The sequence below is a fragment of the Flavobacterium nitratireducens genome, assembly GCF_029625335.1.
Classification (GTDB): domain Bacteria; phylum Bacteroidota; class Bacteroidia; order Flavobacteriales; family Flavobacteriaceae; genus Flavobacterium; species Flavobacterium nitratireducens.
In genome coordinates, this window is record NZ_CP121111.1 from 463,944 (window position 1) to 487,661 (window position 23,718).

Annotated in this window: 16 protein-coding genes and 2 pseudogenes; 10 read left to right on the plus strand and 8 right to left on the minus strand. The window is 32.6% G+C overall.

Annotated features, from left to right (window positions below):
• Positions 1–77: 77 nt before the first annotated feature.
• Positions 78–815 (minus strand): Dph6-related ATP pyrophosphatase, encoded by a 738-nt coding sequence (locus P5P90_RS02190; RefSeq protein ID WP_278035603.1) that lies wholly within the window; start codon positions 813–815, stop codon positions 78–80.
• A 99-nt stretch (positions 816–914) separates the two neighbouring features.
• Here P5P90_RS02190 and P5P90_RS02195 point away from each other — a divergent pair, with 99 nt between their 5' ends.
• Positions 915–2,975 carry a M1 family metallopeptidase gene (locus tag P5P90_RS02195; RefSeq protein ID WP_278035604.1) on the plus strand — a complete coding sequence of 687 codons (2,061 nt, stop codon included), beginning with the start codon at positions 915–917 and terminating at the stop codon, positions 2,973–2,975.
• Between the two features lie 5 nt (positions 2,976–2,980).
• Positions 2,981–3,880, plus strand: a complete 900-nt coding sequence (locus P5P90_RS02200; RefSeq protein ID WP_278035605.1) for a patatin-like phospholipase family protein — start codon at positions 2,981–2,983, stop codon at positions 3,878–3,880.
• A gap of 1 nt (position 3,881) precedes the next feature.
• Here P5P90_RS02200 and P5P90_RS02205 read toward each other — a convergent pair whose 3' ends face one another.
• On the minus strand, positions 3,882–4,403 hold the full coding sequence (locus tag P5P90_RS02205) for a DUF7935 family protein (RefSeq protein WP_278035606.1): 522 nt from the start codon (positions 4,401–4,403) through the stop codon (positions 3,882–3,884).
• 196 nt (positions 4,404–4,599) lie between these two features.
• On the opposite strand from P5P90_RS02205, the pseudogene P5P90_RS02210 reads away from it, so the two are divergent.
• The 3 genes and pseudogenes from P5P90_RS02210 (at position 4,600) to P5P90_RS02220 (ending at position 8,104) form a co-directional block, all read left to right on the plus strand.
• A pseudogene (locus P5P90_RS02210) lies at positions 4,600–6,934 on the plus strand (ATP-dependent helicase).
• A gap of 35 nt (positions 6,935–6,969) precedes the next feature.
• Positions 6,970–7,464, plus strand: a complete 495-nt coding sequence (locus P5P90_RS02215; RefSeq protein ID WP_278035607.1) for a hypothetical protein — start codon at positions 6,970–6,972, stop codon at positions 7,462–7,464.
• A gap of 19 nt (positions 7,465–7,483) precedes the next feature.
• A complete protein-coding gene (locus P5P90_RS02220) occupies positions 7,484–8,104 on the plus strand; it encodes an L-threonylcarbamoyladenylate synthase (protein ID WP_278035608.1) in 621 nt (206 codons plus the stop codon).
• Between the two features lie 177 nt (positions 8,105–8,281).
• On the opposite strand, the gene P5P90_RS02225 is transcribed toward P5P90_RS02220, so the two are convergent.
• The 3 genes from P5P90_RS02225 to P5P90_RS02235 all read right to left on the minus strand — a co-directional run bounded on the left by P5P90_RS02225 (position 8,282) and on the right by P5P90_RS02235 (position 10,644).
• On the minus strand, positions 8,282–9,112 hold the full coding sequence (locus P5P90_RS02225; RefSeq protein ID WP_278035609.1) for an OmpA/MotB family protein: 831 nt from the start codon (positions 9,110–9,112) through the stop codon (positions 8,282–8,284).
• An 81-nt stretch (positions 9,113–9,193) separates the two neighbouring features.
• Entirely contained in the window at positions 9,194–10,183 is a 990-nt protein-coding gene (locus tag P5P90_RS02230) for a glycosyltransferase family 2 protein (RefSeq protein ID WP_278035610.1), read from the minus strand.
• 5 nt (positions 10,184–10,188) lie between these two features.
• On the minus strand, positions 10,189–10,644 hold the full coding sequence (locus tag P5P90_RS02235) for a type I restriction enzyme HsdR N-terminal domain-containing protein (RefSeq protein ID WP_278035611.1): 456 nt from the start codon (positions 10,642–10,644) through the stop codon (positions 10,189–10,191).
• A gap of 93 nt (positions 10,645–10,737) precedes the next feature.
• Between P5P90_RS02235 and holA the strand changes: the two genes are divergently transcribed.
• From holA to ettA, 5 genes are all read left to right on the plus strand, one after another.
• Complete coding sequence (gene holA / locus P5P90_RS02240; protein ID WP_278035612.1) at positions 10,738–11,742, plus strand: DNA polymerase III subunit delta; 1,005 nt, start codon at positions 10,738–10,740, stop codon at positions 11,740–11,742.
• Positions 11,743–11,798: 56 nt separating this feature from the next.
• Positions 11,799–11,981 carry a CAL67264 family membrane protein gene (locus tag P5P90_RS02245; protein ID WP_278035613.1) on the plus strand — a complete coding sequence of 61 codons (183 nt, stop codon included), beginning with the start codon at positions 11,799–11,801 and terminating at the stop codon, positions 11,979–11,981.
• 394 nt (positions 11,982–12,375) lie between these two features.
• On the plus strand, positions 12,376–13,671 hold the full coding sequence (locus P5P90_RS02250) for an alkaline phosphatase PhoX (RefSeq protein ID WP_278035614.1): 1,296 nt from the start codon (positions 12,376–12,378) through the stop codon (positions 13,669–13,671).
• Positions 13,672–13,745: 74 nt separating this feature from the next.
• The gene (locus tag P5P90_RS02255) at positions 13,746–15,566 is read left to right on the plus strand and encodes a cytochrome c peroxidase (protein WP_278035615.1); all 1,821 of its coding nucleotides are present in this window, start codon (positions 13,746–13,748) and stop codon (positions 15,564–15,566) included.
• A gap of 107 nt (positions 15,567–15,673) precedes the next feature.
• Positions 15,674–17,368 (plus strand): energy-dependent translational throttle protein EttA, encoded by a 1,695-nt coding sequence (ettA, locus tag P5P90_RS02260; protein WP_278035616.1) that lies wholly within the window; start codon positions 15,674–15,676, stop codon positions 17,366–17,368.
• A 142-nt stretch (positions 17,369–17,510) separates the two neighbouring features.
• Here the strand turns inward: ettA and P5P90_RS02265 are convergent.
• The 3 genes and pseudogenes from P5P90_RS02265 to P5P90_RS02275 all read right to left on the minus strand — a co-directional run bounded on the left by P5P90_RS02265 (position 17,511) and on the right by P5P90_RS02275 (position 23,716).
• Positions 17,511–19,045: pseudogene (locus tag P5P90_RS02265) on the minus strand (IS1182 family transposase).
• 113 nt (positions 19,046–19,158) lie between these two features.
• Complete coding sequence (locus tag P5P90_RS02270; protein ID WP_278035617.1) at positions 19,159–20,559, minus strand: efflux transporter outer membrane subunit; 1,401 nt, start codon at positions 20,557–20,559, stop codon at positions 19,159–19,161.
• Positions 20,540–23,716 (minus strand): efflux RND transporter permease subunit, encoded by a 3,177-nt coding sequence (locus P5P90_RS02275; protein ID WP_278035618.1) that lies wholly within the window; start codon positions 23,714–23,716, stop codon positions 20,540–20,542. Before P5P90_RS02275 ends, P5P90_RS02270 begins: the two co-directional genes overlap by 20 nt.
• Positions 23,717–23,718 lie beyond the last annotated feature (2 nt).

Below are 23,718 nucleotides of genomic sequence, written 5' to 3' on the forward strand. Positions count from 1 at the left end.
AAATCAAATAAAGTAAAATTCCAAATTCCAATAACATTTCGATATACTCAGTGTGACAATTGGAATTTGGAATTTTTTTATTGTTTTTTCGGAATGAGATCGCAATACCAAAATCCGTAATCGTAAGCAGTGGAATCGTCCGAATCACAAGCTGTATTGGAGCTGTCTGTTTTTGGTTTTTCATATTTTCTGTAAACAATTTCGCCTAATTCAAAATCAATTGGTTTTTGAAAAATTGGCCCATCAAAACAAAAGGTGTGAAATTCTCCATTTTCGCCGCATACATCTACGTTTTCAGGTAAATCATCAATAAATTGTTGGTCGATCATTCTGCCTACAAAACTTTTGTCTAAGTAACGTTCATTCACACATACCACAACAGTTTGAAATCCTAACGAGATGAATTCCTGAATTAATTCTTTTGTTGGTATCCTCCAAATCGGGAAAACACCTTCAAATCCCATTGTGGCTAATTTATCTTCGCGATACTGACGTAAATCTTCCAGAAAAATATCTCCAAAAACAGAATGACTAATTCCTTTGTTTTTTAATTTTTCAAGTGTTTGTTGCATAACACTTTCGTAAACTTCCATAGTAGGCATTTCAGGAATTTCCATTATTTCTAAAGGAATTCCAATACTTTCAGCTTGTTGTTGTAATAATTCTACACGTACGCCATGCATTGAGATACGTTGAAATTGTTGGTTAACACTCGTAAGTAAGTAGTCAATTTTAAATTCTGGGTTTTGAAGAATTTTGTATAAGGCAAGAGCAGAATCTTTGCCACTGCTCCAGTTAAATAAGGCTTTTTTCAAGGGTAAATTATTATAATTTTAAGAGGTAAACTTACAAAAATACTTCGATTAGTTAATCAAACCTTTGTAACTTTGAAAATCTACCTTAATCTATTTTAAATGCGATTTATTTTTCTTTTTATTTCTGCTTTCGTTTTTGGACAACAAACAAAGAATGTTGATTTTACTTCAGTTTCAGCACACTTGAATCTTAATCCTAATGAAAAGTCAATTTCAGGTTTGGTTAATTATACTTTTAAAGTACTTAAAGAAGTAGATACAATAAGGTTAGATGCCCAAAACATGGAATTTTTTGAAGTGAAGTTAAATAAGAAAAAAATTGCTTTCTTGAATTCAGGCAAGCAGTTACTTATAGTTTATCCTTTTAAAAAAGGAAAAAACGCAATTACTTTTGAATATAAAGCTATACCCAAACAAGCACTCTATTTTGTGGGTTCTATAGAAGCAGATGATTTGCAAATTTGGACGCAGGGACAAGGCAGATATACCAGCCATTGGTTTCCTAGTTTTGATGACGTGAATGAAAAGTTGATTTTCAATCTTAGTGTTGGCTTTGATTCTGATTATAAAGTTGTTGCAAACGGGGTTTTAAAGAAAAAAATAAGCACAAATCAATCTACAACTTGGCAGTATCAGATGCAAAAACCTATGAGTTCTTATTTGCTGATGTTAGCTATTGGTAAGTTTGAAAAACAACGACAATTCTCAAAAACTAAAATTCCTTTGGATTTATATATTGGAAACAAAGAGCTTTCACATTTTGAGCCTACCTATCGTTATTCCAAAACTGTTTTTGATTTTTTAGAAAAAGAAATTGGTTATAAATACCCGTGGAAAGTGTATAAACAAGTTCCTGTAAGGGATTTTTTGTATGCTGGAATGGAAAACACATCAGCAACCTTATTTGCTACTCGGTATGTAGTGGATTCTACAGGTTTTGAAGATAGAAATTTTACGAATGTTGATGCTCATGAATTAGCGCATCAATGGTTTGGTGATTTAGTGACAGCTACCAGCGGAAAGCATCATTGGTTACAAGAGGGGTTTGCTACTTACTATGCGTTATTGGCAGAAAAAAACATATTTGGAGAGGATTATTTTTATTCGAAAATGTATGAATCGATTCAGCAGATAAAATTTGCTTCCAGAATGGATAGTATTCCTATTTTAAATGAAAAAGCAAGTTCGTTAAGTTATTATCAAAAAGGGGCTTGGGCCTTGTTTTCTATACATCAGGCAATTGGTGATAAAGCATTCAAAAAAGTCATTAAAAATTACTTGAATAAGTATGCTTTCAAAAATGTTACAACGGCCGATTTTCTATCTGAAGTTAAAAAAGTAAGTGATTTTGATACCCAACTTTTTTCTAAAGTATGGCTTGAATCTACGATTGTTAATACTAATATTGTTAATGATTTACTTAATCAAAACAAATCATCTAAGCTTTTACTTGAAATTGACAAAATGAAATCAAAACCATTGATTGAAAAAATGGATTTCTTTAAGCAAATTTTGCAATCGGATCAATATCATTTCGTAAAGGAACATGTGGTAAACCAACTTAGAAATGAAAATTTTGAAGCAAAAAAAGAGCTTTTGCAGATGGCTTTAAATACTAAAAATGTTCAAGTTCGTCAAATGGTGGCCTATGCATTACCAAAAATTCCTGAAGAATTTCGATTGGATTATGAAACATTGTTAGATGACAAATCCTATCAAACCCAAGAAATTGCTTTGTTGTATTTGTGGCGAAATTTCCCAAAACAACGAATCACCTATTTAAACAAAGCTAAAAATTGGATAGGTTTTAACGATTTAAATTTACGTACATTGTGGTTGTCCTTAGCTATCATGACACCGCAATACGAAGGCGATAAAAAAGTTATAATTGATGAATTAATCAGTATGTCTTCTGAACGATTTGAAGCAACAACAAGGCAAAATGCATTGGAATATTTAATAGGTTTTCAATTAATTAATGACGAAGTTTTAATTAATTTAGTGAAAGCCACGACACATCATACTTGGCAATTTTCTAAATTTGGACGTGATACTATTCGAACCTTATTGAAAAATAAAGAGCAAAAAGATGCTTTCATTCGAATTTTACCTAGTTTGAACGAAAAAGAACAAATTCAATTGAATCGATTATTAAATTAAACTATATGCGAGCATTGGTTATTTCTGGAGGTGGAAGTAAAGGGGCATTTGCAGGCGGTGTAGCCCAGTATTTGCTAGAAAATAAAAAGATCAAATATGATTTATTTATAGGAACCTCTACAGGAAGTTTATTAATTCCACATCTAGCCTTGGGTAATATTGAAAAAATTAAACGTATTTACACTAATGTGAATATGAAGAAAATTTTCAATATTAATCCGTTTATAGTAAGGAAGAAAAAAGGAGTTAATGTAGTTAGTATTAATCACTTTAATGTCGTTTTACAATTTTTAAGAGGTCGAAGAACTTTTGGCGAAAGCAAAAAACTACGCTCGTACATTAAGAAAAATTTTTCGATTGATGAATTTAATCAGTTAAAGGCTTTAGGGACGGATATTGTTGTTACTGTTACCAATTTGACGAATAATCAAAGCGAATACAAATCGATAAAAGACTGTACTTATGATGAGTTTTGTGATTGGACTTGGATTTCTAGTAACTACATTCCTTTTATGAGTATCGTTAATATAAAAGGAAATGATTATGCCGATGGTGGATTTTCTAGTTTAGTTCCTATACAAGAAGCTATTCTACGAGGTGCAACTGAAGTTGATGTTGTTATTCTTGAAACTGAAAAATCGACACCAAGAGTAGCGATTGGTAAAAATCCATTTTCGCTATTAATTGATTTGTTCCAAATCGAATTAGATCAAATTGAGAAGCACAATATTCTTTTAGGAACCATGGCGGCTTCTCATAACAATGTTAAACTCAATTTGTATTATACGCCAATTAATTTAACGGATAATGCTTTGATATTTAATAAAGAAAAAATGGCGCAATGGTGGGAACAAGGCTTTCAATATGCAATGAAAAAAAGTGAAGCCTTAGAGAGGATTGCCTAAGCTACCAAAGTTCGGCTACTTCATTTTTGATAAAAGACAAAGCGGTTGTACTAGGCGAAGTTTTTTCTATTAATTCGCTGATTACAAAAGTTCTTAACTCATCGGCATTCGTAACTTTTTCGTTTTTGGCAGCATTGCGTATCATTTGAACCGTAGCATTTTTGGCGGTTAAAATCACTGTCCAGCATTTGTCTGAAATGTAAATTTGTTGTGCAATATTATGTTCAAATTCTTGTTCGATATGAGCAATGATGTAGTTTTCATAATCGTTTTTGTTCGTTGAAATAGGATTAATGCGTACCATTAATTGAGAAGGATGAATGCGTTCCATGAACAAGGTCATTCTTTCGTAGGCTTGTAATCGAAGTGGTAAAGCCATTTTTTGATTCTCTCTTTGAATTAGCCAAAGTCTGGTTTTTTGTTGGTCTTTAAAATGTGACTGAAATAAAAAATAGGCAACTCCACCAGTAATTAGTGAAGGGATTGTATAAGCTAGTATTTCAATGATTTTAGTTGTGTCCATTAAGTATAAAATTTTAAAAGCAAAAATATACTTTTTGTTCTTCATTGGAAAAAAATAACGCAAAGACTCGCAAAGTTTATACGCAAAGATTCCTAGAGAGAATTTTTAAAAGCTTTGTGTCTCTCCATGTTTCTTTGAGAATCTTTGTGGAATAAATCCATGTAAATACTTATTTTTGCATAAATAGAAAAAAATAATGCAACAATATATATCCCAACTCAACGAAGCCCAACAACAACCTGTATTACAAAAAGACGGCCCAATGATTATTATAGCCGGTGCAGGTTCGGGGAAAACGCGTGTTTTGACCATAAGAATTGCCTATTTAATGCATCAAGGAGTGGATGCTTTCAATATTTTGTCGCTTACTTTTACCAATAAAGCGGCTCGTGAAATGAAAACCCGTATTGCTAGTATTGTGGGAGCAAGTGAAGCAAAAAATCTTTGGATGGGGACATTTCACTCTATTTTTGCTAAGATTTTACGTTCTGAAGCCGATAAATTAGGTTATCCATCTAATTTTACCATTTATGATTCTCAGGATTCACTTCGAGCTATTTCTGGAATTATAAAAGAAATGCAATTGGATAAAGATATTTACAAACCGAAACAAATCTTAGGTCGTATATCTTCCTTTAAAAACAGTTTAATTACCGTTAAGGCTTATTTTAATGATCCCGATTTACAAGAAGCAGATGCCATGGCAAAGCGACCTAGAATGGGAGAGATTTATCAGAATTATGTGGATCGTTGTTTTAAATCGGGAGCAATGGATTTTGATGATTTATTATTGAAAACCAATGAATTATTGACTCGATTTCCGGATGTATTAGCTAAATATCAAAATCGTTTTCGATACATATTAGTTGATGAGTATCAGGATACGAATCATTCACAATATCTAATTGTTCGTGCATTATCGGATAAATTTCAAAATATTTGTGTAGTTGGGGATGATGCGCAAAGTATCTATGCTTTCCGTGGTGCTAACATTAATAATATTTTAAATTTTCAAAAAGATTATTCAGGAGTAAATATGTATCGTTTGGAACAAAATTACCGTTCCACACGTAATATTGTAGAAGCTGCCAATGCGGTAATGGAACATAATAAAACCAAACTGGACAAGGTGGTTTGGACAGCCAATGATTTTGGCCCCAAAATTAAAGTACATCGAAGTTTGACAGATGCCGAAGAGGGGCGTTTTGTAGCCAGTACCATTTTTGAGCAAAAAATGCAAAATCAATTAAACAATGGTCATTTTGCCATTTTGTATCGTACCAATGCACAATCTCGTGCTATGGAAGATGCTTTGCGAAAAAGAGATATTCCGTATCGAATTTATGGAGGTTTATCTTTTTACCAAAGAAAAGAAATTAAAGACGTGCTTTGTTATTTACGATTGGTTATCAATCCAAAAGACGAAGAAGCCTTAGTTCGTGTTATCAATTATCCAGCTCGTGGAATTGGAGATGCTACTATCGAAAAATTAACCGTTGCAGCCAATCATTATAAGAGATCGATATTTGAAATTATGCAAAATATTGATCGAATTGATTTGAAATTAAATTCAGGGACTAAACAAAAGTTGCAGGATTTTGTAACGATGATTCAAAGTTTTCAAGTTTTAAATGAAAATCATGATGCTTTTTATTTAACAGATCATGTATCAAAAAAAACAGGTTTGGTACAAGAATTAAAAAAAGATGCAACGCCTGAGGGCATGGCCAGAATTCAAAATATTGAAGAGTTATTAAATGGTATCAAAGATTTTACCGAAGGACAAAAGGAGGTTGATGGCGCAAGAGGTTCTTTGGCTGAATTTTTAGAAGATGTAGCTTTAGCTACCGATTTGGATAATGACACCAGCGATGAAGATCGTGTGGCTTTAATGACTATTCACTTGGCAAAAGGATTGGAGTTCTCCACATGTTTTTGTGGTAGGTATGGAAGAAGATTTATTTCCTTCGGCGATGAGTATGAGTACGCGTTCGGAATTAGAAGAAGAACGTCGATTGTTTTATGTGGCATTAACTAGAGCGGAACATCAGGCTTATTTGACCTATGCGCAATCTCGTTACCGTTGGGGAAAATTGACAGACAGCGAACCGTCCCGATTTATTGAAGAGATTGACAGTCAGTATTTGGAATATTTAACTCCTGCCGAAAGTAATTATCGCTTTAAACCGATGATTGATAGAGATATATTTGGCGATGTAGATAAATCCAAATTACGTTTGTCTAAGCCTTCTAACGGAACACCTCCAAAATACATTACGGATAACCAACCGAAACCGGATGCGCCAATTCGAAAATTAAAACCAGTTTCGGGATCTGCGCCTTCAGCAGCAGCTAATTTGTTTGATAATAAGTTAGTCTCTGGAAATATTGTTATGCACGAACGTTTTGGGCGAGGACAAGTATTAAATTTAGAAGGAGTAGGAGCAGATAAAAAGGCCGAAATCAAATTTGAAGTAGGAGGAATCAAAAAGCTGTTATTGCGATTTGCAAAATTGGATGTTATTGGGTAGAAAATAGAAAATTGAGAAAGGACAATAGATCGAATATGATAGACAAAGTACTGTTGAAAAAACTTAATTTCATTGAAATTTATCAATTTTTTGGAGGAATAATAGGCATACTAATAATGTTGTATTTACTTTTTACCACAAATACCAACGAGTATGAAGGTTTCTTTTATATTTTACTTATTTTGCCATTTGTTTTTTTTGCTTTCTGTATTTATTCCGCGTGGTTATTAAATAAGAAAAGATATATTATAGGTTTAAATTTGGTAATAATTTCGTTATTTTTACAATTGGTTGCTTTTGAATTTTATGGGGTATTTTATACATCTGTAAATGGGATAGCTATAAATTTTACTTTAGATTTAACTAATGATATTTTAATAGGACTTGATTTCCAGCCTTCACAATTCTTATTAGTGTTTAAGAATAATGAAGTTCTTCATTTTAAATTGAATTTAGTTGCGTTTGGAATGTTAATTTTTACATATGAAATTTTAAAAAGATTAAGAGTTAGTCTTTATTATTTAATCTAAAATCTTTTTTCTTAGAGAAATGGCAGAGTTTATCAAAATATACGAAGACAAACCTTCTGAAGCAGCAATTGCTAAAGTAGTTAAGGTTTTAAGAGATGGTGGTTTGGTAATTTATCCCACTGATACCGTCTATGGTTTGGGTTGTGATATTACTAATTCTAGAGCTTTGGAACGCATTGCTAAGATTAAAGGGGTAAAGTTAGAAAAAGCGAAATTTTCATTTATTTGCCATGATTTGAGTAATCTTTCGGATTATGTGAAACAAATTGATACGGCTACTTTCAAAATTTTAAAAAGAGCATTACCGGGTCCTTATACCTTTATTTTGCCGGGAAATAATAACTTGCCTAGAGAGTTTAAAAAGAAAACGACAGTAGGTATTCGTGTGCCTGATAATAACATTACTCTTGAAATTGTTCGTCAACTAGGGAATCCTATAGTTACCATGTCTATTCGTGATGAAGATGATGTAATTGAATATACTACTGACCCAGAATTAATTTTTGAAAAATGGCAAAATTTAGTCGATATGGTAATCGATGGTGGTTATGGTGATAATGTAGCTTCGACGATTATTGATTTATCAGGTCATGAACCAGAAGTGGTTCGTGAGGGAAAAGGGAGTTTGGATATTTTATAAACAGAAATAGATTTCAGAAATTAGAAGCAAGAACACTGATTTCAGAAATTCTATTAATATTCACAAATTACTTTTATTTGTCTAATTTCTCATATCTGTGTTCCTAAAAAAGTTAAAGCATAAAAAAAGTCCCGATTGTCGGGACGTTTTTGTTGTATAATGAAATCTTAAAACAGATTATTTTTGTTTTTTCATTTCTTTTTCAACCATATCATAGAATTGGTCAATTTTAGGTAAAACTAAGATACGAGTTCTTCTGTTTTTAGCTCTATTTTCAGCAGATGTGTTAGGAACTAAAGGAACATAAGAACTTCTACCTGCAGCTACTAATTGCTCTGGTTTAACTCCTAATTCGTTTGTTAATACACGGATGATAGAAGTAGAACGTTTCACACTTAAATCCCAGTTGTCTAATAAAATTCCGTTTCCAATGTAAGGCACATTATCAGTATGACCTTCAACCATACACTCGAAATCTGGTTTGTCATTTACTACTTTAGCTACTTTAGCTAATACACTTTTAGCTCTATCAGTTACGTTATAGCTTCCTGTTTTAAACAACATTTTGTCAGAGATAGAGATGTAAACTACTCCTTTTTCAACATTGATTTCAATATCTTCATCGTTTAATCCAACTACGCTTTTTAAGCTTGTAACAACTGCAAGAGTTACACTATCTTTTCTTGTTAACGCGTCTTGTAATCTAGTGATTTTAAGATCTTTTTCTTTTAAACTTTCTAATGATTTTTCTAAATTTTCAGCACCTTTAGCTGTTAACATTGTTAAATCTTTAGAATGACTAATTAATCCTTGGTTTTGTTCTTTTAAACCTTCAACACGAGCAGTTAAACCTGCTTTTTCTTCAAGGCATGAATTTAATTTTACAGTAGCAGAATTAAGTAAATCTTGAGTTTCTTTGTTTTTTGCTTCTAGGGCTGCATATTTCTTTTTAGATACACATGATGTTAAAAGAGCAAGTACCGATAGTGCGATAACAACTTTTTTCATAAATTTAATTTTAATAGTTCTTAGAGTTTTTACAAATTTAGTTCTTAATGTTTAGAAATTAAATTTAAATTTCTGTTAATTTTAGTTCACAAATACCTTGCCATTATTCAAATAATAATTAAAAACGATACTTTTACAAGAATAGTATTCATTTGATTGAAAAATAGCTCTTTTTTTGTAATTTTTTGATAATAAGCTATAAAAAGCAAAATGAGCTTTTAAAATTGCTACACAATGACAGAATTTTCCTTGAAAAATAAAATGAACTCCTGCAATTCCATCTAAAATTAACCGAATAAATAAAACAGGAATTAATTTTTCTTTAGGCAAATTCTTAACGAGCATTAATAACGAATTTCTAAAATTCAAAAAGGTTTTCTTTGGATTTCCCTGTTGTAAAGTAGCACCACCTACATGATAGACTATTGATTTAGGATTGTATTTTATAATATAACCTTTATTTTTAGCACGCCAGCACAGGTCGATTTCTTCTTGATGTGCAAAAAAATCATCATCAAATCCTTTTAATTCGTGATAGACTTTACTTCGAATGAAAAAGCAAGCTCCTGAAGCCCAGGTAATTTCTCGAGCATCATTATATTGTCCGATATCTTTTTCAATCGTTTCAAAAATACGTCCACGGCAATAAGGATAGCCATATTTATCAATAAAGCCTCCAGCAGCTCCAGCATATTCAAAATAGTCTTTGTTTTTAAAATCCAATAATTTAGGTTGGATGATAGCTGTTTTGGGTTCGTTTTCGAAAGTTTCTAAAATAGGTGTCAACCAATTTTCAGTAACTTCAATATCCGAATTAACCAGTGCATAAATCTCGCTGTCTATATGTTGTAAAGCTTCGTTGTAACCTTTAGCAAATCCATAATTACCCGCGTTTTTTACAATTTTTACAGTTGGAAAAGTGGCTTCAACAAAAGCAATAGAACTGTCAGTAGAGGCATTATCAGCAACGTATATTGTGGCTTCAGGTGAAAATTGAATAACCGATGGTAAAAATTGTTCTAATAATTTTACTCCATTCCAATTTAGAATTACAACTGCTATTTTTTTCAAAGTATCTATTTGTTATTGATGTTATAATTGGGTAGTTCGGCCAGAAATTGATATTTCTCATTCTCATAATCCATTTGGCAAAAATAATGATTCAAACCATTGCTTACCATTAAATAGGTAGATTTCATAGTCATGTTATATCGGGCAATTTGGTCAAAAGTCATTTGCGTTATTTTAACTTCGGGTGCTTTGCATTCCACTAAAATTTGGATTGAACCATCAGGGTTAAAAACCACCACATCGTATCTTTTTCGTAAACCATTAACCAATAATACTTTTTCGACATTGATTAAGGATTTGGGGTATTGTTTTTCTTCCAATAAAAAACGAACTACATGTTGACGAACCCATTCTTCGGGTGTGAGAATGATGAATTTTTTCCTGATTTCATCAAAAATTGCCATTTTATTTTCGCTATTTTTGAAACGAAAATTATATGTTGGAAAATTAAGTTTTTGCATTTTGCAAAAATATAAAATAGTTTTAGGTTTAAAGTTTAAAGTTTCTAGTTATTGGAATGCTAAACTTTAAATATCGAACTTTAAACAAAAACAATGGACGAAGTCATTAAAATTGTAAACGATATAAAAGCAGGTAACATTAAACCTATTTATTTCTTAATGGGTGAAGAACCTTATTATATTGATAAATTATCCGATTATATCGAGGAAAATGTTTTGTCTGAAGACGAAAGAGGATTCAACCAAACAGTGATGTACGGAAGAGATGTAACCGTAGATGATATTGTTTCTACTGCTAAGCGTTATCCAATGATGGCCGAGCGTCAGGTTGTAATTGTAAAAGAAGCACAAGATTTGACTAAAACCATTGATAAACTAGAAAGTTATGCTGAAAATCCAATGCTTTCAACGGTTTTAGTACTTTGTTATAAATACAAGACCTTAGACAAACGAAAAAAAGTTACCAAAAACATTGCTAAGTCGGGAGTAATTTTTGAAAGTAAAAAATTGTACGAAAATCAGGTTGGTGATTGGATTAAGAGGGTTTTATCAGGAAAAAAATATACTATTGAACCGAAAGCTTCGGCCATGTTAGTGGAGTTTTTAGGAACCGATTTGAGTAAAATTAATAATGAATTAGAGAAACTTCAAATCATTTTGCCAAAAGGCAGCATGATAACTGCAAAAGATATTGAAGAAAATATTGGTTTTAGCAAAGATTTTAATGTATTCGAATTGCGAAAAGCCATTGGGGAACGCAACCAACTAAAAGCATATACTATTGCTGAAAATTTTGCTAATAATCCTAAAGAAAATCCAATGGTAGTGACAACTAGTTTGGTTTTTGGATTTTTTGTTCAACTCTTAAAATATCATGGTTTAAAGGATAAAAATCCAACGAATGTTTCTAAAGTTTTAGGCGTTAATCCTTTTTTCTTGAAAGAATACGATGTAGCTATTCGAAATTATCCCATGCGAAAAGTAAGTCAGATTGTAGCGGCTTTACGTGATATTGATGTAAAAAGTAAAGGTGTAGGTGCGAATGCTCTTTCAAATGCTGATTTACTCAAAGAAATGCTCTATCATATATTTAATTAGCTATTCAAATTAACGATATTTGTAGTCTTAAAAACAAATTATAAATCATCAGATCAATGGGAATGAATAAGAATACGATCCTAGGCTGGGCCACTTTTATTATGATTATAATGGGGTTAATTTTAATTGCCCTAGGTGTTTTTAAATACCGAGAAATCTCTGGGATAGGATTTGCTGCTGTAGGTATTGGTTTTTTTGCCATTGCCTGGGTGTTTAGTTCCTTAAAAGGAAGAGTGTAGCACCAATAAACAATAGAGCGGTCGTTATTTTTTTAATAACGGTCGTTTTTTATTTCTACAATTTTAGCTGTTATTTATTTGTTAACTCTAAATTTACTTTTCCCCTTTTTTTATCAAAAAATTAACTTCTTGCTTATTATTTCAAAAACATCAATTAACCTCTACTTAGTTTTTCCGATATAGTTTTGACAAAAATAAAAATAAGAAAAACTATGAAATTTAATTATTTAAAAAAGGCAGGAGTATTTTCTGTAATGGGATTAACCATTTTGAGTTGTCAAAATGATGATGAAAATTCAAAAAAACCAATGCTGATATTGATTTTAACAATACTTCATCTGTACCTGCTTTAGTTGTTGCCAAAGAAGGATTTGAAGATTTAAAAATCACTTCTATGATTAGTAGTACTGATGTTTTATCAGGTTCTCCTCTTTTTGTTTATGGTGCACAACCTGATGGAGCTGGATTTATGAAAGATCCTAATAGTGATGGTTACATTATGATTACAAATCACGAGATTTTAAAATCGGTTTCTAGAGTATATTTTGATAAAACTTTAAAAGCAGTTAAAGGGGAATATATTGTAGATGCTGTAGGAGGTATGACAAGATTATGCTCGGCAACTTTAGCAACTCCAAAAATTAACGGCTTTGGACCTCTTTTTTTAACTGCTGGAGAAAGTGGTGTAGAAAGTATGGTACACGGAATTGACCCAATGGGTTTAACATCTGATAAAAAGAGAACAGACAGAGTTTTACCAGCTTTAGGAAAAGCTAGTATGGAAAATGCAGTTCCATTAACAAAAGAAGCGTATCCAGGGAAAACAGTTATTTTGATTGGTGAAGACCAGTCTTATTCAACTTCTCATATCAGTGCAGGTCAAGTAATCATGTATGTAAGTAATACAGTTGGAGATTTAAATAACGGTAAATTATATGCTTTAAAAAGAAATGATGGAGAACAAGCTGAAACTACAATGGGCGTAGGAAGTTCATTTGATGTTTCTTTTGTAGAAATCCCAAATGCTAAAAACTTAACAGGAGCTGAAATAAACACAAAAGTTAATTCATTAGGAGCAATTCGTTTTTCAAGAGTTGAAGACGTTGATTACCGAAAAGGATCTGCTAAAAACAACCGTGAAATTTATTTTACTGCTACTGGACAAGCTACAAATAATGCCCCTGTTGATGGGTATACGATGTGGGGAAGAGTTTATAAATTAAATTTAGATGATAAAGATCCTTTAAAAGGAAAATTAGAATTAGTGGTTGAAGGAGATTCAACTCCAGGGACAGGGATTATTAATCCGGATAACATCTGTGTGACTGAAAATTATGTTTACATTCAAGAGGATGGGGATTCGTATTATACTGCTGCTAAACACGATTCGTATATCTGGCAATATAATATTACAACTAAAGCTAATAAACCTTGGTTGACAATGAATCATAAACGTGATGATGCTATTTGGAATGCGACTTACAATCAGGCAAACGTTATGAAATTTGGTAGCTGGGAATATGGTGCAATGGAAGATATTTCAGATGTAATAGGAGTTCCAAATACATTTATAGTGAATATTCACCCACATACTTGGCAAAAAGATGCTTTTTTAAATGCTGATGGAAGTGGTGTTAATACAAATAAGGAAGGTGGTCAAACCGTAATTATTAGAAACGTTCAAAAATAATTTTTGAAAAACACAAACCAAAGAGCAATCCTATTTTTTAGGATTGTTTTTTGGTTTTTATATTTTTATAAAAAATGAGAATTTTTAAATACAAGTTTAGCTTACACTTAGTTTTTTTAATGAGTTTTGGATGTTTAGTGGTTTTAGCTAGTTGCGAAACAAACCAATATAAAGACTTAGATGTTCAACAAAATTTAATTTCGGATATTGATAAATTAAGTCAAAATATAGCTTTTTTTGAAAAAAAGGTTGAAGGAAATGGAGATGAAAAAGCAATTCAAGAAGCTTTTAAATCCGCAAGATTAGACTATAAGAAAATAGAATGGGCTGTTGAATATTTTACACCTAATCCAGCTCGATTTATTAATGGTCCTGCGTTAGATGAACTAGAAGTAGCCGAAAATACAGCGATACCCCCAAGTGGATTTCAAGTTATCGAAGAAATAATTTTTCCTCATTATTCCGTTGAAAATAAAACCGATTTAATTAGAGAAGTTAAGGTTCTTGGAGGTAATATTAAACAAGTAAAACAGCATCTGGAAGCAATTACTATTTCGGATGCACACATTATGGACGCCTGTAAATTGGAAATTAATAGAATATTGGCATTAGGCATTACAGGTTTTGATTCACCCATAGCTTTACATTCGATTCCTGAAGCCATAGTAAGTTTACATTCTTTAAAGGGTTTATTATCAAAGTTTAAAAATGCTAATCCTGATTCCAATCAACTTGAAAAAGAAATTAACTCATTAATTGATAAAGCAATAAAATATTGTGATGCTAATGCCAATTTTGTAACCTTTGATAGAGCAGAATTTATTTTGAAATTCTTAAATCCATTAAGTCATAAATTGGTCGCTTTTCAAAAAATAAATAAGATTAAAAATTCAGATCGAAATAGTATTGTTAAGCAGGATGCAAAGTCAATATTTGATAAAAATGCTTTCAATGTTGATGGATTTATTCCTTCTGAAGAGTATGCTTTTACCACCGAAAAAGCAGCGTTGGGAAAAAAATTATTTTATGAAAATGCTTTTTCAAATACTAATTCGCGCAATTGTTCCAGTTGTCATAATCCTGATAAAGCATTTACGGATGGCTTGCAGTATAATGAATCGTTAAATGGTGTAAATTTAAGAAGAAACACACCAATGTTAACTTATGCCTCTTTACAAAATGCGCAATTTTGGGATATGCGTCAGTTGGATTTAGAAAAACAAAGTTTGGATGTTATCCAAAACAAAGATGAAATGCACGGAAATGTTAGTAATGCTTTAAAAAAAATAGGTAAAGATAAAGAGTACCAAGAATTATTTAAAAAAGCATTTCCAAAATCTTCCAAGATTGAAGAATGGCAAGTTCAAAATGCGCTTGCAAGTTATATTCGCTCTTTAAATACTTTCGATAGTAAATTTGATTCTTATATGAGGGGAGAATCGAATCGTTTTTCAGTAGAAGAAAAATTAGGTTTTAATCTTTTTGCCGGAAAAGCCAAGTGTGCCACTTGTCATTTTATTCCTTTATTTAATGGAACTGTTCCGCCTTCTTTTCAAAAAACAGAACAGGAAGTAATAGGTACCCCAGCGGATAAAAATGGGAAGAAGATTAGTTCAGATTTAGGTAGATATCTACAAAATCAAATGCCTCAATTAAAAAATGCGTTCAAGACACCTTCGTTGCGAAATGTAGCTATAACAGCACCCTATATGCATAATGGCGTTTTTTCAAGTTTAGAGGAAGTAGTTGATTTTTATAATAAAGGTGGGGGAGTTGGCTTAGGTTTAGTTATCGATAATCAAACATTACCTTCAGATAAATTAGAACTAAACGATAAAGAAATCAAAGCTCTTGTTGCTTTTATGAAAACATTGACAGATAAAGCGTATCAGTAAGATTTTTATCGTAAAAATTTTATGTAGTATTGCCTCAAAGTAGCAGTGAATTATTACTGCAATAATACTATATTTGTATTCTTTTTTAAAATTAAAATTTAATACAAATGTCAGACGATAAGAAAGTAATATTCTCGATGTCAAAAGTGAGTAAGACTTACTCAAGCAGCAATAAACAAGTATTGAAAGATATCTATTTGAGTTTCTTTTATGGAGCTAAAATTGGTATTTTAGGTTTGAATGGTTCTGGTAAATCTTCCCTTTTGAAAATCATTGCAGGAGTTGATAAAAATTATCAAGGAGATGTAGTTTTTGCTCCAGGATATACAGTAGGTTATTTAGAGCAAGAGCCAGAATTAGACGAAACTAAAACTGTTTTGGAAGTAGTTCAGGAAGGTGTAGCCGAAACAATGGCTGTATTGGATGAATACAACAAAATCAATGATTTATTTGGTCTTGAAGAAAATTATTCAGATCCAGATAAAATGGATAAATTAATGGAGCGTCAGGCTGCTTTGCAAGACAAAATAGATGCTTTAGGTGCTTGGGAAATCGACACCAAATTAGAAATCGCAATGGATGCGTTACGCACTCCAGACGGTGATACTCCAATTAAAAACCTTTCTGGAGGAGAGCGTCGTCGTGTGGCTTTATGTCGTTTGTTATTAAAACAACCTGATGTATTGTTATTAGATGAGCCTACCAACCACTTGGATGCGGAATCTGTACTTTGGTTAGAGCAACATTTAGCGCAATATGCAGGAACGGTAATTGCTGTAACGCACGACCGTTATTTCTTGGATAATGTTGCGGGATGGATTTTAGAGTTGGATAGAGGAGAAGGTATTCCATGGAAAGGAAATTATTCTTCATGGTTGGATCAAAAATCTAAACGTTTAGAACAAGAAGAAAAAGTAGCTTCTAAGCGAAGAAAAACATTAGAGCGTGAGTTGGAGTGGGTTCGTCAGGGAGCAAAAGGACGTCAAACGAAACAAAAAGCGCGTTTACAGAACTACGACAAATTATTGAACGAAGATCAAAAACAATTGGATGAGAAATTAGAAATCTACATCCCTAATGGTCCACGTTTAGGAACCAATGTTATTGAAGCTAAAAATGTTGCCAAGGCATTTGGCGATAAATTATTGTATGATAATTTGAATTTTACTTTGCCTCAGGCAGGAATTGTTGGAGTTATTGGGCCAAATGGTGCTGGTAAATCAACTATTTTCCGAATGATTATGGGTGAACAACAAACAGATAGTGGAGAATTTACGGTGGGTGATACTGTAAAAATTGCTTACGTAGATCAATCACACTCTAATATTGACCCTAATAAATCAATTTGGGAAAACTTCTGCGATGGTCAGGAATTAATCATGATGGGAGGTCGTCAAGTGAATTCACGTGCTTATTTAAGTCGTTTCAACTTTGGAGGAAGTGACCAAAACAAAAAAGTATCAATGCTTTCAGGTGGAGAACGTAACCGTTTGCACTTGGCCATGACTTTGAAAGAAGAAGGAAACGTATTGTTACTGGATGAGCCAACGAATGATTTGGATGTAAATACCCTTCGTGCACTAGAAGAAGGTTTGGAAAACTTTGCTGGTTGTGCTGTGGTAATCTCTCACGACAGATGGTTCTTAGACCGTATTTGCACACACATTTTAGCATTTGAAGGAAACTCAGAAGTATATTTCTTTGAGGGAAGTTTCACTGAATATGAGGAAAACAAAAAGAAACGTTTGGGTGGTGATTTAACTCCAAAACGTATCAAGTACAGAAAACTTATTCGTGGATAATCTAAATTTTTGAAATAGTTTTTCTAAAAAATGAATATAATGAAAAGAATCCGTCTCAATACTAAATTTGAGGCGGTTTTTTATTTGTCCCTTCTTTTTAAGGAATAACTAAATATTATAATGAGGGAAGTTTGATTTTTGATTATGCTACTAATTTCTTTCTAAGATTGTGTGCTAAAGCCATTAATCTGAACTCTAATTCTACTTTTTCAAGACCTTTTAATGAAAATCGTCTAAATTCATGATTGTGCTTGAGTTGTGCAAATACAGGCTCCACATCGGCAGTGCGTTGTTTTCGTTTTTGGATTCCTTTTGCACTAAGCAGTAGTTCTCTAATTTTTTCTTTATGTCTTTCTAGGTTATGGTTTCTTTCAATACTTCGATTGCCTTTTCCTTTAAAACATTGCCCTCGTAATGGACAACCTTCGCAATTTTGAGCTTGGTAATGTGATAGGTTTTGGGTGTAGCCAGCTTCTGTTATTCGTTTACTTTGATGTGTTTTTGTCATTTTTTGTCCCATTGGACACACATAAAAATCTTCTTCCGAGTTATAGTAAAGGTTTTCTTTGCTAAAGGGATGTTTTTTTCTTTGATGATTTTTATCTTGCTCTTTATCAAAAGTGTTATATTTCACATAGGCTGTGAGGTTTTCTTGTTCTAGATAATCATAGTTTTGTTCGCTTCCGTAACCTGCATCAGCAGTGATTTCTTCTAAGTTTTGAAAAACTTTTTCTCCAAAGATCTCTTTTAAATTTTCTAAATGAGGTTTTAAGGTTTTAGTATCGGTTGGATTTTGATGAATCGTATAGTTGACAATGATTTGATTTTCGGTCGAAATTTGAGCATTGTAGGCTGGTTTCAATTGACCATTTAACATATGATCCTCTTTCATTCGCATGAAAGTCGCATCGGTATCGGTCTTACTATAAGAGTTTCTTTCTCCTAAAATCTTTTCTTGTTCATTGTATTTTTCTAGGTTTTTGCTGAAGTTTTGCTTAATGTAGCGCAGTTTAGCTTTTGCTTTAGAACTTGCTTTTTCATTACCGGAGAGTTTGGCATCGATTTGAGCTACTGTTTTTTCGATGACTTCTTGGCTAATTTCCTTGAACTGGGGTGGCTCAGGATTAGTACCATCATCGTTAGATACACTTTGGGCTTATTTCCAGAGTTCTTCCAATTGGGTAAGCATTTTGGCTTTATTGGTTTTAATACTTTTTCCCCAAACAAAACTGTATTTGTTGGCTTGCGCTTCTATTTTAGTACCATCGGTATTGATTTGCTTTAAAGAAATTAAACCTTCACTAGCTAACATTAAAACAACTTGCTTGAAAATTTCTTTAAAAGAATCTTTGAGTTTATTGGTTCTAAATCGACTAATGGTATTGTGGTCCACCACTGTCATACCAGTAAGCCACATAAAATTTATATTTTCTCTTATGGCCAATTCAATCTTTCGAGAAGAATAAACATTGTTCATGTAGGCATACAACATGACTTTAAGTAACATTTTGGGATGATACGCTGGGTTACCTTCTTCGCTGTAGGCTTTGAGTAGGGGTTTGATATTGATTCTACAACCTGATTTACAATACGAACAGGATGCTGGGCTACAATAAATTCATCAAATGAATAAGGTAAAAGGGTGGTTTGATTTTGATTGTAATGTTTAAATTTCATCTTCAGAGGACTTAAAATCAACACTTAAATATAAGCTAAATCCTGTTGTAAAAAAAAAAAAAAACTGCCTCAAGTTGTGAGACAGCTTCTTTTGTATACTATAAATAGGATTATTATTGCCATCCGCCTCCTAAGGCTTTATAAAGTTGAATTACAGCTTTGTACTGTTGAAATTTATTATCAATTAAACTTAATTGAGCATTCAGAGCATCATTTTTGGACGTTAGGACTTCTAAATAATTAGCTAGACCATAGGTCAATAGTTCATCTGAATAATTAGCCGCTTTCTTTAACGCATCAACTTGTTTTTCGCGCACAGCTATTTTTGTAGTTTCGTTATTGTATTGTGCTAAGGCATCTGAGACTTCTTTACCTGCTTTTAAAAGAGATTGCTCAAATTGTAAATAGGCTTTCTCTTGATTGGCTTTAGCAATTTCATATTTTGTTTTAAGTTGTCTTTGATTAAAGATCGGTTGCGTTAAGCCCGTAACAATATTAGCAAAAATCGAATTAGTGCTGAACCATTCTTTTAACTCAATACTCTGAAATCCTCCTGTTGCAGTAATTTTAAGAGTGGGATAAAAACTGCTTTTGGCTACATTAGTTAATTCAAAATTGGATATTAAGTTATATTCGGCAGCAATGATATCTGGACGATTTCTTAATAATTGCGATGGTACACCAAGCGTGATTGAAGGTGCTAATTTTTGTGTTTCAAATGTACTTCTTTCAATCTTATTTGAAGGTTCGCCAAGTAATGTACTTAGTGTGTTTTCAAGAATAATAATGTTATTTTTTAAATCGGCTAAAATAATTTCAGTAGCATATTTTTGAGCTTCAGTTTGTTTAACACCTACTTCAGTTACACTTCCTGATTTTTTTAGTTGAATGATTGTTTCAACACTTTTGTTTCTGTTGATTAAAGTTTCTTCGGCAACTTTTATTTGCCCATCTACGGCAAGTAATTGATAATAGGTTGCAGCAATATTGGCTATTAACTCCGTTTTGATTGCTTGATTAGCAGCAGCTGTTTGTAAAAATGCAGCATTTGCAGCACGTTTATTACTTTTTATTTTTCCCCAAATATCAGCTTCCCAAGATAAAGTTCCAGTAAATTGATATTGGTCTACCGAAGTGTTTCTTACAATAGCACCAAACTGACTGTTTTTAGAAAGTTCTTGGTGCGTCCAATCAGTTCCAACTGAAAAATTAGGAAAAAATCCAGCTTTACCTTGCTTCATTGTTGCTTCAGCAGCAGCCAGGTTTTGCATTGCAATTCGGATATCTAAATTGTTTTGCAAACCTTTTCGAATATGAGCTTGCAAAATAGGATCGGTAAATATTTTTTCCCAACTTACATTGGCTAATGAATTGGTATCAACAGCTGTTGTTTCATTTCGATACAAATTAGCTGTTTTTACTTCAGGTCGTTTATAGTCTTTACCAACAAAACAAGACTGAAATAGGATAACAGTAGTTGTTAGCAAAGCAATTTTATATATTTTGTTTTTCATTTTCTGATTCTATAGATTCAACATCTGATTCTTTAATTGCAATAGGTAATGGTTTGCTCGATATTTTTTCCTGTAAATTTTGGAAAACAATAAATAAGACAGGAATAACAAAAACTCCTAAAACCGTTCCTATTAACATACCACCAATAGCTCCAGTTCCGATAGCTTTGTTACCTACAGCACCAGCTCCTTGAGCTAACATTAATGGTAATAAGCCTAAAATAAAGGCAAATGAAGTCATTAATATAGGTCTTAAACGTGCTACTGCACCTTGAATGGCAGCTTGGGAAATACTTAATCCTTTTCTTCTGGAGTCGGCTGAAAATTCTACAATTAAAATAGCATTTTTAGCCAATAATCCAATAAGCATGATTAATGTAATTTGTAAATAAATATTGTTAGTTACTCCAAATAAATAAGCAAAAATATATGAACCTGCTAAACCAATTGGTAATGAAAATAATACGGCAAAAGGCAAAATATAACTTTCGTATTGTGCTGATAATAAGAAATAAACAAATACCAGACACAAGATGAAAATAAACAATGTTTGTCCTCCGGCACTAATTTCTTCACGTGTCATTCCTGAAAATTCGTATCCATATCCTAAAGGTAATTTTTGAGCAGCTACTTCTTCAACCGCTTTGATAGCATCTCCGGAACTATAGCCTTCATTTGGAGCACCAGTGATTTTAACCGAAGTAAATAAGTTGAAACGGTCGATTGCTTGAGGTCCAAATACTTTTTCCAATGTTACAAACTGCGATATAGGAGCCATTTGACCGGAATTATTTCGAACCATAACTTTATTTAAAGATTCAGGATCATTCCTAAATTGAGGCTCGGATTGGTAAACTACTCTATATTGTTTTCCAAATTTATTAAAGTTGGATGCATAAACTCCCCCATAATAGCCTTGCATTGTTCCTAAAATATCGGTTACTGTTAGTCCTGATTTTTTAATAGCGGGAACATTCAAATCAATTCGATATTGAGGATAATTAGCTGAAAAAGAAGTGGCAGCATACTTGATTTCAGGGCGATTCGTTAAAGCAGTTATAAATTCGTCTTTTACTTTACTCAATTCCTGTACAGTTCCTCCTTTTTGATCTTGTAATTGCATTTCAAAACCATTGGAGTAACCAAACCCAACTAAAGTAGGACGTGCAAAAAATAAAACTTTAGCATCTTTTACCGTTGCTGCACGTTTAAATAATTCCTGTATAACAGCGGTAACTTCCTGATTGGCTTCTTTTCGTTCAGCCCATGGTTTCAATTTCACAATTACCATTCCGTAGTTACTACCTGTTCCACTTATTAAACTTCGACCGGAAATACGCAGTATTTCTTTAATTTCAGGAATATCTTTTATCTGATTTTCTATCTGTAATAATACTTCTTCGGTTCTTTTTAATGAAGTTCCCGGTGCTAATGAAACATCCGAAAGAATTGATCCAGTGTCTTCACTTGGTACAAACGCTTTAGGGGTAATTGTGGTTAGTAAAATATAAAGTCCTGCAAAAAGCGCAATTCCTGCAAATGCCATCCATTTTCGTTTAATAAAAAATTCAACTGAACGTTTGTATTTGGCTGTTGTTGTTTCAAATCCTGTATTGAAGGCAGCATAAAAACGTTCTAAGAATCCTTTAGGTTTATTAGAACCTTGTTCTCTTAAGAAAATAGCACAAAGGGCAGGAGACAAAGTAAGTGCATTAATTGCTGATAAAACAATTGATACAGCCAGTGTTAATCCGAATTGTTTGTAGAATACTCCTGAAGAACCACTGATAAAAGACACAGGAATAAATACCGCCGACATTACTAATGTAATGGAAATAATAGCACCACTAATATCGCCCATCGCACTATGAGCCGCTTTTTTAGGATCATGTTCTCCGGCCTCCATTTTAGCGTGAACAGCTTCAACAACAACAATGGCATCATCAACCACAATACCAACAGCTAAAACCAATGCGAATAAGGTTAATAAATTGATGGTAAATCCAAATAGACTCAGGAAGAAAAAAGTTCCTAAAATAGCAACAGGTACCGAGATGGCAGGTATAAGTGTAGATCTCCAATCTTGTAAAAAGATAAATACAACAATAAATACCAATATGAAAGCTTCAATTAAAGTGTGAATTACTTTAGAAATAGATTCGTCAAGGAAATCATTAGCGTTAATTAAAGTCTTGTATTTTAATCCTTTTGGAAAATTTACTGATGATTTTTCTAATACTTTCAAAGAATTTTCTATAACCTCCTGTGCATTTGATCCTGCAGTTTGTGCAACAGCTACGGCAACTGATTGATTACCATTGGTAAGTGTATTACTGGCGTAGTTTACAGCTCCTAATTCAATACGAGCTACATCTCCTAATTTAAGAACATCTCCATTAGAAGTTGAGCGAACTACAATTTCTTCAAATTCTTTAGTGCTTTGTAAACGACCTTTATATTTTAATATATATTGAAACGATTGATTGCTTCTTTCTCCTAATTGTCCCGGAGCAGCTTCGATGTTTTGCTCTGCTAATAAAGCGGTAATATCTGATGGAACTAAACCATAAGCACCCATAACATCTGGCTTAAGCCAAATACGCATCGAGTAGTCTTTTTGACCGAAAATCATTGCTTCACCTACACCTGCAACCCTTTTGATTTTAGGTAATATGTTGATGTTGGCATAATTTTGAAGAAAAGTCATGTCATAATTTGGATTTTCACTGTATAAAGAAAAAATCAAAATGTTATCACTTTGTCTTTTTGATGTTGTTACACCGGCTCTTGTTACTTCCTGTGGCAAAAGGGGAGTGGCACGAGACACGCGGTTTTGAACGTTTACGGCAGCCAAATCAGGATTAGTTCCTAATTTGAAATATATATTTATAGAAGCTGAACCATCATTATTAGATGTAGAAGTCATGTATGTCATATCTTCTACACCATTGATTTGTTCTTCTAAAGGAATAACCACTGAGTTCATTACAACTTCGGCACTAGCACCTTGATAATTTGCAGAAACGGTAACAGTAGGAGGGGCTATTTCCGGGTATTGTGAAACAGGGAGCGAGATTAACCCTAAAATTCCCAGTATAACGATAATAATAGAAATCACCGTTGACAATACAGGTCTGTCAATGAATTTTGAAAACATAA